21 protein-coding genes are annotated in these 14370 nt (G+C 69.0%); 18 read left to right on the forward strand and 3 right to left on the reverse strand.

The features are described 5' to 3' along the window. Nucleotides 1–78: 78 nt before the first annotated feature. On the reverse strand, nt 79–1053 hold the full coding sequence (locus tag ACSYGN_RS27925) for a hypothetical protein (protein ID WP_460400307.1): 975 nt from the start codon (nt 1051–1053) through the stop codon (nt 79–81). Between the two features lie 311 nt (nt 1054–1364). Between ACSYGN_RS27925 and ACSYGN_RS27930 the strand changes: the two genes are divergently transcribed. The 8 genes from ACSYGN_RS27930 (at nt 1365) to ACSYGN_RS27965 (ending at nt 5776) form a co-directional block, all read left to right on the forward strand. Then, a complete protein-coding gene (locus ACSYGN_RS27930) occupies nt 1365–1613 on the forward strand; it encodes a hypothetical protein (protein ID WP_460400309.1) in 249 nt (82 codons plus the stop codon). Nucleotides 1614–1838: 225 nt separating this feature from the next. Next, nucleotides 1839–2015, forward strand: coding sequence for a hypothetical protein (locus tag ACSYGN_RS27935; protein ID WP_460400311.1), 177 nt, complete (start codon nt 1839–1841; stop codon nt 2013–2015). After that, nucleotides 2015–2212, forward strand: coding sequence for a hypothetical protein (locus ACSYGN_RS27940; RefSeq protein WP_460400313.1), 198 nt, complete (start codon nt 2015–2017; stop codon nt 2210–2212). The genes ACSYGN_RS27935 and ACSYGN_RS27940 overlap by 1 nt, the downstream gene beginning before the upstream one ends. 161 nt (nt 2213–2373) lie before the next feature. Next, entirely contained in the window at nt 2374–3471 is a 1098-nt protein-coding gene (locus ACSYGN_RS27945; protein WP_460400315.1) for a hypothetical protein, read from the forward strand. Next, nucleotides 3471–4307 carry a hypothetical protein gene (locus tag ACSYGN_RS27950; protein WP_460400317.1) on the forward strand — a complete coding sequence of 279 codons (837 nt, stop codon included), beginning with the start codon at nt 3471–3473 and terminating at the stop codon, nt 4305–4307. Before ACSYGN_RS27945 ends, ACSYGN_RS27950 begins: the two co-directional genes overlap by 1 nt. Continuing rightward, on the forward strand, nt 4304–4705 hold the full coding sequence (locus tag ACSYGN_RS27955) for a hypothetical protein (protein WP_460400319.1): 402 nt from the start codon (nt 4304–4306) through the stop codon (nt 4703–4705). The genes ACSYGN_RS27950 and ACSYGN_RS27955 overlap by 4 nt, the downstream gene beginning before the upstream one ends. After that, on the forward strand, nt 4702–5445 hold the full coding sequence (locus ACSYGN_RS27960) for a hypothetical protein (protein ID WP_460400321.1): 744 nt from the start codon (nt 4702–4704) through the stop codon (nt 5443–5445). The genes ACSYGN_RS27955 and ACSYGN_RS27960 overlap by 4 nt, the downstream gene beginning before the upstream one ends. Before the next feature lie 82 nt (nt 5446–5527). Then, nucleotides 5528–5776: a hypothetical protein gene (locus ACSYGN_RS27965; RefSeq protein WP_460400323.1), complete on the forward strand. Its 249-nt coding sequence runs from the start codon at nt 5528–5530 to the stop codon at nt 5774–5776. Nucleotides 5777–5963: 187 nt separating this feature from the next. Here ACSYGN_RS27965 and ACSYGN_RS27970 read toward each other — a convergent pair whose 3' ends face one another. Further along, nucleotides 5964–6482 (reverse strand): hypothetical protein, encoded by a 519-nt coding sequence (locus tag ACSYGN_RS27970; protein WP_460400325.1) that lies wholly within the window; start codon nt 6480–6482, stop codon nt 5964–5966. Between the two features lie 183 nt (nt 6483–6665). Beyond that, nucleotides 6666–7079 carry a hypothetical protein gene (locus ACSYGN_RS27975; protein WP_460400327.1) on the reverse strand — a complete coding sequence of 138 codons (414 nt, stop codon included), beginning with the start codon at nt 7077–7079 and terminating at the stop codon, nt 6666–6668. Nucleotides 7080–7595: 516 nt separating this feature from the next. On the opposite strand from ACSYGN_RS27975, the gene ACSYGN_RS27980 reads away from it, so the two are divergent. From ACSYGN_RS27980 to terL, 10 genes are all read left to right on the forward strand, one after another. After that, a complete protein-coding gene (locus ACSYGN_RS27980; RefSeq protein ID WP_460400329.1) occupies nt 7596–8258 on the forward strand; it encodes a hypothetical protein in 663 nt (220 codons plus the stop codon). A gap of 107 nt (nt 8259–8365) precedes the next feature. Further along, a complete protein-coding gene (locus ACSYGN_RS27985) occupies nt 8366–8569 on the forward strand; it encodes a helix-turn-helix domain-containing protein (RefSeq protein WP_460400331.1) in 204 nt (67 codons plus the stop codon). A gap of 123 nt (nt 8570–8692) precedes the next feature. Next, entirely contained in the window at nt 8693–8899 is a 207-nt protein-coding gene (locus ACSYGN_RS27990) for a hypothetical protein (protein WP_460400333.1), read from the forward strand. Beyond that, a complete protein-coding gene (locus tag ACSYGN_RS27995; RefSeq protein ID WP_460400335.1) occupies nt 8896–9087 on the forward strand; it encodes a hypothetical protein in 192 nt (63 codons plus the stop codon). The genes ACSYGN_RS27990 and ACSYGN_RS27995 overlap by 4 nt, the downstream gene beginning before the upstream one ends. 32 nt (nt 9088–9119) lie before the next feature. Continuing rightward, entirely contained in the window at nt 9120–9497 is a 378-nt protein-coding gene (locus tag ACSYGN_RS28000; RefSeq protein ID WP_460400337.1) for a hypothetical protein, read from the forward strand. 298 nt (nt 9498–9795) lie between these two features. Further along, the gene (locus ACSYGN_RS28005) at nt 9796–11349 is read left to right on the forward strand and encodes a hypothetical protein (protein WP_460400339.1); all 1554 of its coding nucleotides are present in this window, start codon (nt 9796–9798) and stop codon (nt 11347–11349) included. Nucleotides 11350–11410: 61 nt separating this feature from the next. Then, nucleotides 11411–11671 (forward strand): hypothetical protein, encoded by a 261-nt coding sequence (locus tag ACSYGN_RS28010; protein ID WP_460400341.1) that lies wholly within the window; start codon nt 11411–11413, stop codon nt 11669–11671. Between the two features lie 136 nt (nt 11672–11807). Further along, entirely contained in the window at nt 11808–12119 is a 312-nt protein-coding gene (locus ACSYGN_RS28015; protein ID WP_460400343.1) for a hypothetical protein, read from the forward strand. 218 nt (nt 12120–12337) lie between these two features. Further along, a complete protein-coding gene (locus ACSYGN_RS28020) occupies nt 12338–12706 on the forward strand; it encodes a hypothetical protein (RefSeq protein WP_460400345.1) in 369 nt (122 codons plus the stop codon). Between the two features lie 20 nt (nt 12707–12726). Beyond that, on the forward strand, nt 12727–14352 hold the full coding sequence (gene terL, locus ACSYGN_RS28025) for a phage terminase large subunit (RefSeq protein ID WP_460400347.1): 1626 nt from the start codon (nt 12727–12729) through the stop codon (nt 14350–14352). The last annotated feature ends 18 nt before the right edge of the window (nt 14353–14370 follow it).

Here is a 14370-nt window from a genome sequence, read left to right on the forward strand (position 1 = left end):
CACCCCTATGGGCCCCGACCAAACCAGGTCGGGGCCCATCGTCATGCCCGTGCCAGGCTTCCCGCCGCAACACTGGGCTTAGGGGTTCGGCACCCACGGGCGGCGATCCCTACCCCGGGCGTTCTCGTCACGCCGCGCCCGGATCGCCGCGCGGGCCGCAGCGAGGGCCTCGTTCGGCGGCATGGCGTCCAGGGCGGCCGGGGCCCGGTAGGTGGGCGGCGTATAGGTGCCGTCGGCGGCGACCGCCGCAGCGGCGGCCTGGGGGTCGGGCAACTGCTCGGGGTCGAGGCGGTAGCCGTAGACGTGCGGCAGGGACTTCGCTCCTGCGGTCCCCGTCGTGAGGTGCCTGTGCAGGGCGGTCTCCGTCCACCCTGCGCGCAGGGCGTCGCTGGTGCGGGCGATCAGGGTGTCGCGGGTTTTCCGCCCGGGCAGGCGCCCGGCGTACGGCAGGCTGTCGACGAAGGAGGCTGCTCGCTGTTCTTCGTGCGAAGCATCTCCTCCCCCTCCTTGATGCGGCAGCGACGGCGGCGTGGCCGGTTCGTCGGCGGGGGGCTGGGGGGAGGTTCTTTCTCCTAGTTCTTTACCCCCATAGGGGGTAGATCCCGCGCTTCCGAAGTCCGGTCCACCGGCATCCGGTCCACCGAAGTCCGGTGATGCGGGATTCGGTCCGACCTGCGACGATGCCGATTCTGCCGTCTTCTTACGCGTGTTGGCGTGAGTCCACGGCTTGGCGACGCTCACGGGGATGTCGTCCTCCGCCTGAGGTTCCTCATACAGGGTGCAGGTGGTCCGGAACCGGCCCCGTTCCGCGCGCACCGTCGTCCGCACGAGGTAGCGGGCCGCCTCAAGTTCATTCATGAACCCGGCGATCGCCTGCCGCCCGTCCGGGGCCTGCTCGGCAAGGGACCTGATGTCGACCTTTGCACCCGGCGGCAGACTCAGGATGTAGATGGCCATCCCACGCGCACCGAGGGACAGATCGTTGTTCTGGGCCAGGGTGTTGTCGACGATGACGAAGTTGCGCTCTTTGCGCGGACCGCGCTCAATGTTCACCGGGCGACCGCCGCAGCGGTGCAGGGCTGCACGCCGGCTCGCGAATTCAGTACCATCTTCGCGTCTTCCTGTGATGAGTAAGACACCTGCCGACGGGCTCCACCCCGCCGGTGCTTCAACTCCGAGCGGCTGTCCGGGCTCCACCCCGGACGGCCGCTCGTTGGCATTTACGGGCCAGTTGAACGCCTGTAGTATGACCCTGTTACAGGGTCAAATTCAACAAGATCGCCGACACGGAAAGGGAGTGATGGCGAGCCTTGCCGGCTGCCCTTTCGCTACCGTTGTCCCCGCTACGAGGACAAGGAGCAGATGTGTCACAGGACGACGACGACCCGTATCTCGACACCGCGCAGGTGGGAGAGAAGATCGGCGTCCTCCCGGAAACCGTCCGCCTCTACCTCAAACGCACCCGCAAGCGGATCGCTGACGGCTTGCCGGTGCGACCGCAGGACCTCCCGCTACCCGACACTCAGTTCCGCCGGTCCCCCGTCTGGCGCGAGTCGGTCATCGCCGCCTGGATCGCGAACCGCCCCGGCCGGGGGCGGCGTCCGGCTGACTGACGCGCTCGAAAGCCAACCGCCTTGACCCTTGGGTGAATCCACTCTAAGTTTGACCCTGTCACAGGGTCAAAAAGACTTGTGAAAACGGCCCCGCCCGGTGTTGGAAGCATCGGACGAGGCCAGAGTCCCGGCCGGTGTTGGAAGCACCGGCCGAGCGTGGCCGCCCGGCGTTGGAGCGCTGGGCGGCCCGATCAAACCCGCCTGCTGTGAACAGGAGGAATGACCGTGTCCCACGGTACCAACACGGGCCGTACGCCCCGGTTGCCCGAAAACCCAATCATCGCCGCCCCCGCCACCCCCAAGGCGTGCGCCAGCGACTACCGCACGCCCGCAGAGCAGAAGAAGGCCGCCGCGGCAGCCCGCGACCAACTGGCGTTCGCCCGTATGACGGGCCGCCGCTGATGAGCCGCTTCTCCCGCAGGGCGCAGACCACCCGCAGCTACCCCGCCGCCGGAACATCCGTCACCGGCCCGGCCGGTCGCTTCCACGGCGCCAAGACCACCGGCGCCCGCCTGGCCGCGGCCGAGGGCCAGGCGTGGGAGGACCAGGACCGCGCCCAGGACCGCCTGGGCGGCTGGTACCGGCTGAGGAGGGGCTGAGTCATGCGCTGGTTGTACCTGCTCGCCATGGTGTGGCCCCTGATCCTCGGGGCCTTCCTCCTCGGCCGAGCCCTCCACTGACCCACGCCGACCGGCCGCCCCCGCGCCCCCCTCCTCTCGCGGGGGCGGCCACCCCCGTTCTGCTCCGGGAGGAGCGCACCGTGAAGAAGTTGTCCGGAGGCCAGATCGCTGTCCTCATCGCCGCTACCCTCCCGATGATCGGGGCCGGCGCCGCTGGCGGCATCGGCACATACGCCAACATCACCTCGGTCTTCCACCGTTCCGCGACTGCGCTCGGTGTCGTCGCCGCTGGCGAGGGAGCGACCCTCGTCCTGGCGCTCGTCAACGTCGGGCTGACCATGCTCGGTCAGGCGTCGCCACTGCCGGTGCGCGCTGGCCTGTGGCTCGTGCCGTTGACCGCGGCCGTCACCGGCGTCATCGTCGCGCCCGGTACCCGCGATGCCGTCGTGTTCGCCATCACCCCCATGGCCATGACCGTGAGTGCGGAGGGCCTGGGCCTCCTCGCCCGCCGGATCGTCGTCTACAGGACCGACACGGACGTCGAGGCCCAGCGCCGCAACGCGACCCTTCTGCGCCAGATTGCCTATCACCAGGCACGCGCCGAGCGGCACCCGAAGGGGTGGGTACGGAAGCGGTCGGCTCTCAAAGCGTGGCGGCTGGCGTCCCGGATCGGGGACGGGGATGCGCAACTCGGTGCCGGCCTCGTGGCCGTGCAGCGTGGCCGCATCACCGACGGCGCATCCGCAGCCCTCGGCTACATGCTCGTGGGTGTAGCCGCGCAGTCCGCACTCGACGCATCCGACGGAGACGGCTTCGAGGAGACCGTCGACACGGCCCTCACCGTGACTGCGGCTGCGCAGTCCGAGGTGCAGCCGGTTGCGCAGCCGCAGCCGACGGACGGCGGCGAGAGTGCGCAGCCCCAGGTGCAGCCGCAGCCGGAACCGGATGTGCAGCCCGAAGTGCAGCCGCAGGACGACGACGGGGATGCGCAGTCGTCGAACAAGAGCGAACGCAAGGTCACGCGGATGCGCACCCCGGAGGAGTGGGCGCAGCTCCTCGACCAGGCCCGAGCGGTGAACGCGCAGTGCCTACAGGACAGCCGCAAGAAGGCGTCCCTGCGCGTCCTCCAGCGCGAACTCGGCATCGGTCAGCGCACCGCCCAGCTCCTCCAGCCCCAACTCCCCGACACCCTCGCCACCGCCGACGCGAAGGCACCGACCGACACGAAGGAGGCCTGATGGCCACGCCGCCCGACGAAGACGAACTCGCCGTGAAGGCCCGGCTCCACGCACTCCTCGGCGGGCCCAGCACTCCGGCTGCGCAGCCGATGGCGGACGCGGGCGACACCGCATCCGCAGCCGCGACTGCGCAGCCGCAGCCCGACACCGCCCGGCGGGATGCGCTCGACACGGACACCTGCGCCGCCGCCATGGACAACGCCGAGACACCGGCTGCGGCTGCGCAGCCCGAGGACCGCCGCCGCATCCAGCCCTGGAGGTCCGGTCGGTACACCGACCTCACCCCGGACGACGAGGACGAGCCGGATGCAGATGCACCCGATGCAGATGCGGACGAGTCGAGTGCGGACGACGAGGACGAGGGCGGGGCGGCTGCGCAGCCGCCCAACTCCCCGGCTGCGCAGCCGAAGAAGCGCCTTCCTCGGCTGCGCAGCCCCTCCACCCCGCGCAGCTACACCGCCGGGCCCGCATCCGGCAGCGGCGCACTCGTCTCCGCCCCCGCACCGCGGATGTCCCTCATCGAAGCCGTGCAGACCGTGCCCCCGCGCTTCCGCTGGCTGGGCGTCCACCTGAGCGCAGCCGTACCCGGATACATGCTCGGTTGGGTGCAGTGGTCCACCCGCACCTCCGCCTGGATCCACGCCCACGGCTGGCTCAACCAGGCTGGCGGCTTCTACGTCGGCCTCGCAATCGGCTGCGAACTCCTGCGCCGCAAGGCATACGGCCAGGCGCTTGTCATCCGCTGGCTTGCGGCAGTCCCCATCTCCTCCCTCGTGATCGGCGCCGCGCTGTACGGCAACAACTGGCAGCACCTGAACCTGGAGTTTCACCTGTGAGCATCTTCGGCAACCTTGGAACCGTCGGCCTGGCCACCGCCCTTACCTTCCTGCTGTTCTTCGGCATCCCGGGTGGCGGCAAGGTCAAGCCCCTCGGGTGGTGGACCACAGTCTTCGTCGCGATGCTCGCGGGCAGCGCCTATCGGGCCGCCGGCGGCATGTTCAAGATCGTGCCGGACATGGTTGGCGACCTTGTGCACTTCGCCAACGGCTTCGTCAAGGGCCTGACCATGCCCGCCATCGCGACCTGCCTTCTGATCGTCATGCTGTGGAAGCGGATGACAACCAAGCAGGTCGCCGTCGTCGCGCTGATCTTCTTCTACGTTGCCGCAGGTGCCGGCGGGAACTGGTCTTACATCAGCGACGCCATTGAGAACGCTCGGGCAGGTATGCAGTGACCTTCGTCAGCCTGCGGAAACACGACCCGAAACCGGAGCCGGACGACGTCCGCGAGGACATCGAGACGGAGGAGACCGCCGAGGACGGCGCCGGTTACGACCAGGAGCCCGCAGGGCACCCCGTCCTCGGGCTCCTGCCCGCGCTCGCCCAGGGTGTACGCGGCTGGTGCGCCTGGTGCAGCGCCCGTATCGGCGTCGGCCCGACCCTGGCCGTACACGGCGTCGCCCTCTACGCCGCCGGCCGTTACAGCCTGTGGGTCTCCTACGGCGTCACAGGCGCGTTTGGGCTGGCCGTGCTCCTGTTCACCCCCCGGGAGGCACTGGAGCGTGTCTCGGCCTACCTGGACGCCCGTGACACGGCCCGTGAGGCTCGTCGCGCAGCCCGCGGAACCGACGTGGAGGACCCGGCCGACGAGGCCCCTGAGGAGCCGCCTGTGGACCCCCTCGTGGCCCTTATGTGGCGGTTGATCGGAGGGGCCCCCGGGGTGCACCTCAAGACCCTCGCCGAGGTTCTCGCCGAGGCCGCGGCGGGGGCCGGGGGACAGCCGCCAACCAAGGCCGAGGTAGGCGCCGCTAAGGCCGGGGTGGAGGCCGCTCTCACGGCACGGGGAATCCCTCTTCGACCCTCCGTCAGGGACACCCGGGACAAGGTGAACAGGGGGGTACACAGGGCCGACCTTGAGGCATGGGAGAAAGGCCTCTCCCCGACCGAGAGCGTGCCCCCCACCGCAGGCCCGTAGCGCGTACGTAGTAGCGTCCTGACCTGCGGCGTAGTAAACCTGCTACTGCCGTAGCAGCATCTCCGCACCTTCGGAGCCCGCCGTGCCCTACCTCTACATCTGCCGTCAGTGCCGCACCCAGGCGCCCACGCGGAAGGATCGGCGCCAGGACGCCGAGGACGACCAGCAGCAGCACCGTGACGCCGTGCACGGGGGCCACATGCCCCTCGACGGGGACGGCATCGAGCACGTCCACGCGGACAGTCGGGGCGACGGGCTCCTGCCCCGGCATACCCTCTTGGCCGTCATGGTTCTGCTTCTGCTGATCCTGGCGAACTGCTGGGGCCGCTGACAGATGGGCCGGATGCGGCGCCGTCGGCGGCGATGACCACATCCACGGAGCGAAACATAGTCGGGGCCCTGTATTCGAGGGAGCACAGCGGAACGCCCTCCTATATGGGTCTCCCTCAGAATTCCCCAGGCGTCAATGAGGACCGCGATGTCCCCGACCTCCAGGCCGGGGCACTGCTGTGGTGCGGTCAGCTATGGGCCGGCGTCAGGGGCGGCGCAATCAGGGGGGTGTGAGGCTGAGGTATCGAGAGTTCCGTCTCCTCGTTCCAGCTCTGCTCCCAAAGCCCGTCACCGGCGATTCTCACCAGCGTCGCGTTCATCGCGTTCCGGAAGTCGACCGTGCAGTAACCGGATCGGACGAGCCAGACACAGGACCCTTTGTGCTCCACGGGGAAGATGTAGCGGGCGTCCGGCATGCTGCTGGCGGGGACGATCTTCCATGACGATACGGCGATACCCAGATCTTCGGGGCCTTCCTGCATCCGTCCTTCATGCGTCCACTGCTGGCGCCAGAACTCGAGTCCGACCTGGTGGAGGGTGAGCCAATTCAGCTCCCACACGACAGGCTCGCGGACGTGGAGCCGGTGAAAATAGACGTCAGCCTGGCCGTCGGGGCCCTCATCGACGTGGACGAGTTCGCCTCGCGGGATCCGTCCAGCGAAATCCAGGTGGTAAACAACGGATGGTGATGTCTGTTCCTCTGGCATGTAGCCCCCTGTCACCCACGCCGGAACGTGCCCCAGCAGGCAGCGCGGATCGCCGTTCGACTCCGCTCTCCAGGCGGACCCCTATCATGCACCGGGCGGTGACTTTCAGCCAATAGCTAACGCACGGCGCACAATAGTCGCAGTTCAACTGCTTTATAGATCCGGGGAGTTGACGGAAAGGGGTCAGGTGTCCCGTACTGGGCGATGGGCGTCCATGTGAGCACGGACCTTCGCCTGGTCCTCGGGGCTCAGCTCGTCAAAGCCTCTGATGAAAGCGCGGACTTGCCCGTCTCCGGTCCGCAGGGTGTCGACGTCGTAGAACTGCTTGCCTATGGCGACCTTCAGCGCGTCCTCTGAGACCTCAAGGCCGACTGCGAGGGCGCGGATCATTGCCGGGGTGGGCGGCTTGATGCGCCGGCCTTTGATGAGGTTGTCCAGTGTGCCGCGCTTCCATAGCGGCTCAGCGGGCTCGCCCGGGTCCGACTTCGGGTCGATGGCGAGCTGCTCCAGCCGGCGAAGACTCAGGCCAAGTTCCCGCATACGTGCGCTGACGAGGTCAGCAAATTGTGTGCGCTCCCGCTCTTGGTCGGCCGTCATCGCAGTCATCCCCTCGCATCGCAGGCGGTTCTAACCCCCAGTGATCCGTCACTCGGGATGGGGTTGCCCAGTACGCGCTTGCTGGTCCGTGCGCGCTCACCCCAGTGTCCATGTTTCTGGACAGGTGGCGCCAGTCTGGTGCGACATTTTGGCACTCTCCGCTCAGACTTTGTCCAAAAACATGGACAACGCCGCCGTCGGATGGCAGATTCAGGTTGGACGCAGGCGCATCGAGAGGGTTGGCGGCGCAAATCCTCGCGGGCAGCCGCGTCTTGGCCTCACTGCGTCGAGAGGATGCGCCGCGGCGGTCACGAGGGTGACAATCGAACTGACATTCGCATAACCGACGAGACCGAAGGTCTGACCGTGAACCTCTCCACCAGATGAGACATGCCCCCACCCCTGGTAACTCTCGTTGCATTGTTCGCGGTTCTGTAAAAAGGCCGCACATTTGGGCATAGCCGTCCGATTTCGCGCGCCCTCACCGCGCCCGGCCCTTCGAGGGACTCCCCGCCGATGCACACGCCTCCGCACGCCACCCACCGCCGCACGCGCAGTGGCGGCACCCACCTGACGCTGGTTACCAACGAGGCCGACGCGGCCAGCGACGACGACAACGAGCAGCAGTCAGGCAAGCACGCCGCCCCACCCCGCCCGCTCATGGTCGCTGGCAGCGCGACCGTCCGCGCCCTCATGGCCCTGGGCGCTCTCCTGGCGGCCCTCGGCGTGTCGATCGGCAGGGCGGACGCCGTGCTTTCCCGCGATCAGCCGCTGGAGGAGGCCGAACCTCCCGAACAGCCCACGCCCCGAGTTGCCTTGACCGGAACCGGCGCCAACACGGCGGGCATGGCCGGATATTGGGCCCCCGCTACCAAACCAGTCGTGGCAGCCTCGTACAGGGTGCACACGCCCGCGCCCACCGGCCGACACCGCAATTCTTCCGCGGCCGAAGGCTCGGGGGAGCGGAAGCCGGACACCGGGGAGAAACCCACCGGCCGACACCGCAAGCCCCACACCCACACCAGCAAGCACCACAGCCCCCACACGCCGACCGCCGTCGAGGGCTGGGCCGCCCGGAACCCCGACACCAGGCCCCGCACGACCGGCAAGCACCACCAGACCGGCACCTCCGCCGTCGCCTGGGACCCCTCCCAAGCCCGCGCCGCACACGGGATTTGACATGATCGGCAGGAGTGAGTCATAGTCCTGCCAATCTTGAGAGTTCTGTCAAAGGGCCGCCCCCAACAGGGTGGCCCTTTCGTCATTCCTGAGAGGCCGCACCCGCGATGACGTACCGTCCGGTCCTCCTCTCCCCGGCCGACATTGCCCACCTCATCGGCAAGCCCAAGGGCACCGTCACCCGATGGGCCAGCGAGGGCCGCATCACCTCCTACGACGGCCGCTACGACTACCTCGAAGTCCGCGACGTCGCCACCGGCGCAGTCAAGGTCCCCCCGAAGCGCACCCCCCTCCTTCCCGCCGCCGCCTGACCTGGCGGCCCCTGTACCGGCCCCGCGCGGACACACCGTTTCCGGCGGGGTCCATCCCCGTCGGCCGCCACGCATTGAGGGGTGCGTGGCGGCCGACCATCCCTCACTGCACGGGAGTTACCCATGCCCTCCCTGCCCGCCGGATACAGGCTCCGTGCCACCCGCGCCGACCGGCGTGCCGTATCACGCCGCACCGCCCGGCAACAGACCGCCGCCATGCACGGCTTCCTCGGCACCTCCCCCCGCTACGAAGCGGCCCGCAACGACACCTGCGAGCAGCACCACCGCAAGCTCCCCTGCACCCGGTGCGCGCAGCAGGCCAGCCGATGACAGCCCCCGACACGGCCAACGGCCCGGACGGGTCGGGCACCGACGCCCTCACCATCAGCGTCGCCCTCGACAACGCCCAACGCATCCTGCGGAACGCCGAAGTAGAACGCGACCTCGTGCTGATGGAACGCCTCACCGCCCTCGCGAACTCCTGGACCGGCATCGCCGCACTCCTCGCCCAACTATGAGCCCTCACCCCTCTCGCCCGGAGGCACCACCCATGTCCGACTCACCCACCGTCCTCGACGAACTCCACGAACTCGTCAACGGCCTCGAAGACGAAGGCCACTCCCTCGCCGGCCGGTTCCGTGACCTCGTCGAGCACATCAAGCACGAGGTCGGGCACCTCCTCGGCGGCGGCAAGAACGAACTCGACGCGTTCGTGCAGGGCCTCGTCTCCACCCTCGTCCCCGAACTCGACAAGATCCGTGACGAGATCGTGGCCCAGGTGCTCGCCGAACTCCGCAAGACGACCGGTGAAGTCGTGAACGTCCTTCACATCGTCGAGCACGCCGCGCCGGCCGTCGTGACGGCCGAGGACGCGGCGCCGACAGCCCCGGAGCAGGCCGAGCTGGCACCGGCTTCCGCTCAGGGCTGACCCCACGCGGGTCCCCGGCCGCCGACTCCCGGCCGGGGACCCGCCCCACGGGTTCGATAGCTCAAACGGCAGAGCAGCGGTTCACGCCGCGAGTTGCAGGTTCGAATCCTGCCGGGCCCGCGACGATGCGCCAGCGCGCCGCGCGCCACCACCCGACCCGACGGGTTCGGCACTAGCAAAGAGTGGCTGATCAAGGACGGCAGGCAGCCGGGGACCCCTCGGGCGGGTTGAACTCCCGGAACCCTGCCGGATGCGCGCCACCCCACCCCTCCTCTTCTCCGGTAGGAGCCCTCCCCTCATGCCAGCCGTGTACGTCGAGACCCGTGACGTCCCGCTCGACGAACTGACCCCGTTCCCCGGCAACGCCAAGCGGGGAAACCCCGCCGAGATCCTCACCAGCCTCCGCCGTAACGGCCAGTACCGGGGTCTTGTCGTCAGGCAGGTCCCCAACGGTGCGCTCATCGTCCTCGCTGGCAACCACACCCTCCTGGCCCTCAAGGCCCACGGCCCCGGCAAATGCGAATACGCCGACGACCCGGACACCCCGTGTGGAATGTGCGCCGACGGAGACTGGGACGGCACAACCGCCCGCTGCGAGATAGTCGCATGCGACGACTCCGACGCCCGCCGCATCAACCTTGCCGACAACAAACTCTCGGAACTCGGCGGTTACGACAACGACGCCCTCGCCGAGCTGCTGTCGTACATGGACGGGGACTACGAGGGCACCGGCTACACCGACGACGACGTGATGGCCCTCCTCACCCCGCCGGACCTCGACGACCTCGACAACGACGACCAGGCCGACGAGGAGCCGAGCGGAAACCCGTCCCTGGCCGACCGGTTCCTCATCCCCCCGTTCGACGTCCTCGACGCCCGACAGGGCTGGTGGCGCACCCGCAAGAAGCAGTGGCTCAGCCTCGGCATGCGCTCCGAAGTCGGCCGTGACGGCGGGCTCGTCTTCCACACTCAGCGCGCCGACCCGGACTACTACAACAAGAAGCGGGCCGTCGAGCAGGCCCTCGGGCGGCCCTTGACGATCGCCGAGTTCGAGGCCGACCACTACGCCCGCCCGGAGACCGCCGTAGCGTCCGGCACGTCCGTGTTCGACCCCGTGCTGTGCGAACTCGCTTACCGCTGGTTCTCCCCAGCCAGCGGCACCGTCCTCGACCCGTTCGCGGGCGGCTCCGTACGCGGCATCGTCGCCGGCATCCTCGGACGCCCCTACCGCGGAAACGACCTCCGAGCCGAGCAGATCGAATCGAACCGGGAGCAGCGCGACGAGTTCACCACCCGCCGCCTCCTGGCCGCCGACCCGACCTGGTCCATCGGCGACAGCGCCGAATGGGTGAAGACCCTCGAACCGGGCAGCGCCGACATGGTGTTCACCTGCCCGCCCTACTACGACCTCGAGGAATACAGCAGCGACCCGCAAGATCTCTCCGCGATGTCGTATGAGGCGTTCGACGAGGTGTACGCCCGGATCATCGCCGGTGTGGCACGGGCGCTGAGGCCGAACAGGTTCGCCGTGTTCGTCACCGGGGACGCACGCGACAACCGTGGTGCCCTCCACGACCTGCGCGGCTCCACCATCCGCGCCGCGCTCGCCGCCGGCCTCGTCTACGCCTCCGGGGCTGTCCTCGTCACTTCCGTCGGCTCGTTGCCCATCATGGCCGCCCGCGCGTTCACCGGGACCCGCAACCTTGGGCGGACCCATCAGGATGTGTTGGTGTTCTGCAAGGGCAACCGGGCCGAGGCTGCGAAGGCGTGCGGCGACGTCGATATCCACCTGCCCGACGGAGTCGAAGACGCCTTCGGCGAGGCCGACGAAGAAGAAGCCGAAGCGGCTTGAGAAGCCACCCCGCTCTCCCCAAGCTGGAGCTACCGACAGCCTTCTGACCTGGGAGAACGTGATGGGTCTCGCCCGCGAGCTGACCATGGGAACCCGCCGGCCGCGCGGCAACGCGATCGCCGCGCACCCCGACTACGCCGCCCTGCGCCGCCTCACCCGCGCGCGGAACCCCGACCTCGACACCTTCCGCACCATCCTCGACCGCGTCGGCGCCAGCCCGGCCCGTATGCGGTTCAAGGAGGGTGCGATCTACGTCGAGGCGTGCCAGCGGTACCGGGCCCTTACCGGTGAGGACTACGGACCCCGCCTCGGCACCTACTGACGGCCCCGTGGCCCGCCCCCAGGAACCCTGGGGGCGCCCGGGCACCCACTGGCCTACCGAACGCCCGTGGCCCGCCCCTGCACCCCAGGGGGCGGGCCACACGGCGTTCCTTCCCCTCACCAGGAGGTGACCGACTGTGTCCGATGCGCGAGCCGCCCAAGCCCTGACACTTCACCTCGCAGGCGTCGACTGGACCACGATCGCCGAGAAACTCGGCTACGACGATGCCGCCGATGCTCTCGAAGCCGCGCTTGAGGTTGCGGAAACCCAGTACGACGGCCTGCCCACCGACCCCCTTCGCGTCCTCGAAGTCCTCCGCTACAACCGGCTCCAGGCCGCGGTCTGGCCAGCCGCGATGAAGGGCGACCTGAACGCGGTGTCAACCGCCCTCGCCATCGGTGACCGTCGTATCCGTGCGCTCCGCCTCAACCAGCGGAGCCGAGATTGAGCGGCCTGCGCCCCGAGCGCGCCGACGACGGTAAGCCGCGGTGCGGTGCGCAGAAACGGCAGGGTGCACCGGGCGAGACATGCTCGTTCGTCGCCGGGTGGGGCACCGACCACGTCGGGTTCGGGCACTGCCGCCTCCACGGCGGGAACACGCGCACACAGCGCCTGGGCGCCCGCGCGGAAAAGGCTGACAGTGAGGCCCGCAGGGCCCTCGCACAGATGGAAGTTGCCGCTGTCGGTGACCCGTTCGCCGCCCTGTCCCGCCTCGCCGGGCAGGTCCTCGCCTGGCAGGAGGCCATCGGCGGCATCGTCAACCAGCTCGGCGACCGCATCCGCTATGAAGGCGCGTCCGGGTCGGAGCAGCTTCGCGCGGAGATTGCCCTCTACGAGCGGGCGATGGACCGCACCGGCCACGTCCTCGGCATGATCGCGAAGCTGAACATCGAGGACCGTATGGCCCGGGTCACCGAGCGGCAGGCCGAAGCCCTCGTGTCCGCCCTCGAAGCCGCGCTCGCTGCTGCCGGTGTGACCGGACGGGCCGCAGACGACGCCCGGAAGGCGGCTGCCCGTCACCTGCGCGCCGTGTAAGCACCACCTGGAGGCCAGCAGTGTCCACCGACATGGACGCGCTCGCCCTGGCCGCCGACCGTCTTGAAGGTCGTAGCGCAGCAGCCGACCGCTACCCCACCCCCCACGACCTGGCGAAGGCCCTCGACCCGAAAATCGTTCGCACCCCCGCCCTCGACCTTCTCGACCGGAGCCTCATCGACGTCGCCGAGGGCCGGTGCCAGCGGCTCATCTGGACCATGCCCCCGCAGGAAGGCAAGAGCCAACGGGTGTCCCGGACGTTTCCCGCGTGGATACTCGCGCGCGACCCCGATAAGCGGATCGCGATCGCCTCGTACGAGCTGGGCACCGCCCGCCGCTGGGGCCGCGCGATCCGGAATGACATCCGGGCCAACCGGGACAAGTTCGGGTTGACTATCCGCACCGACACGTCATCGGCGCAGGAATGGCAGATCCAGGACCACACCGGCGGCGTGTACTCCGTCGGTGTTCAGGGCGCCCTCACCGGCCGCCCCGTTGACATCCTCATCATCGACGACCCGGTCAAGGACCGTGCGCAGGCCGAAAGCCTCATCTTCCGCGAGCGTGTGTGGGATTTTTGGACCGATGCCGCCCGAACGCGCTTCGGCCCCGAGACCCGCGTCATCGTCGTCCTCACCCGCTGGCACGAGGACGACCTTGCCGGACGCCTTCTCGCCCAGGACGCCCGCGGCGAGTGGCGGCACATCAATATCCCAGCGCAGGCAGACCACAAGCCCGAGGAGGGGCAGACCGACCCCCTTGGCCGGGCCCCCGGCGAATACCTCCTCTCGGCGCGCGGCCGTACCGCGAAGGACTGGGAGGACACCCGGGAGGACGTCGGCTCCCGTACCTGGACGAGCCTCTACCAGGGGCGCCCGTCCCCGGTTGCCGGTGACGTGTGGAAACGCCATTGGTGGCGCCGCTACGGCGTGCCCCTCTGGTCCCAGCACCCCGACCAGCCGGACGCCTACCGGGTCACCGAGTTCGACCAACTGATCATGTCGTGGGACATGACGTTCAAGGACACCAAGAGCAGCGACTTCGTCGTCGGCCAGGTGTGGGCCCGCAAGGGCGCGGACGTCTTCCTGCTCGACCAGGTCCGTAAGCGGCTCTCCTTCACCGACACCCTCGCTGCATTCGAGGCAATGGTGAAGCGCTGGCCGCAGGCCACCGCCAAGCTCGTCGAGGACAAGGCGAACGGCACGGCCGTCATCTCCACCCTCAAGAGCAAGATCCCGGGCATCATCGCGGTCACCCCGACCGAGTCGAAGTACGCCCGCGCCAACGCGGTATCCCCGGTCATCGAGGCCGGCAACGTGTACCTGCCCGAGGGGGCGATCGCCCTGTTCGACCCCGACGAACTCATCGACGAGGCCGCCGCGTTCCCCAACGCCACCCACGACGACCAGGTCGACGCGACCAGCCAGGCGTTGGCGTACCTCCTCCTCGACCAGACCGGCGCGCACGCGTGGATCAACCACTACAGGGCCCTCGCCGAGGCCGCAGCCCAACCCGCCCCCGAGCACGGCCAGTCGGCAGAAGCGCCGGATGCGTCACCGGCACTCGACCCGTCCGCCGCCATGTCGGAAGACCCGGCCGTCATCCGGAAGCGCATGCGCGACGCCCGCTTCCGGGACCAGCAGTAACCACACCACGACATTGGA

It is taken from the genome of Streptomyces sp. YIM S03343, assembly GCF_054729195.1.

Coding starts and splice junctions, on each gene's coding strand:
- ACSYGN_RS28020 (WP_460400345.1), top strand. CDS start 12,338: ATGGAAGTTGCCGCTGTCGGTGACCCGTTCGCCGCCCTGTCCCGCCTC.
- ACSYGN_RS27990 (WP_460400333.1), top strand. CDS start 8,693: ATGCCCTCCCTGCCCGCCGGATACAGGCTCCGTGCCACCCGCGCCGAC.
- ACSYGN_RS28005 (WP_460400339.1), top strand. CDS start 9,796: ATGCCAGCCGTGTACGTCGAGACCCGTGACGTCCCGCTCGACGAACTG.
- ACSYGN_RS28010 (WP_460400341.1), top strand. CDS start 11,411: ATGGGTCTCGCCCGCGAGCTGACCATGGGAACCCGCCGGCCGCGCGGC.
- ACSYGN_RS27980 (WP_460400329.1), top strand. CDS start 7,596: ATGCACACGCCTCCGCACGCCACCCACCGCCGCACGCGCAGTGGCGGC.
- ACSYGN_RS27970 (WP_460400325.1), bottom strand. CDS start 6,482: ATGCCAGAGGAACAGACATCACCATCCGTTGTTTACCACCTGGATTTC.
- ACSYGN_RS28000 (WP_460400337.1), top strand. CDS start 9,120: ATGTCCGACTCACCCACCGTCCTCGACGAACTCCACGAACTCGTCAAC.
- ACSYGN_RS27985 (WP_460400331.1), top strand. CDS start 8,366: ATGACGTACCGTCCGGTCCTCCTCTCCCCGGCCGACATTGCCCACCTC.
- ACSYGN_RS27940 (WP_460400313.1), top strand. CDS start 2,015: ATGAGCCGCTTCTCCCGCAGGGCGCAGACCACCCGCAGCTACCCCGCC.
- ACSYGN_RS27995 (WP_460400335.1), top strand. CDS start 8,896: ATGACAGCCCCCGACACGGCCAACGGCCCGGACGGGTCGGGCACCGAC.
- ACSYGN_RS27975 (WP_460400327.1), bottom strand. CDS start 7,079: ATGACGGCCGACCAAGAGCGGGAGCGCACACAATTTGCTGACCTCGTC.
- ACSYGN_RS27950 (WP_460400317.1), top strand. CDS start 3,471: ATGGCCACGCCGCCCGACGAAGACGAACTCGCCGTGAAGGCCCGGCTC.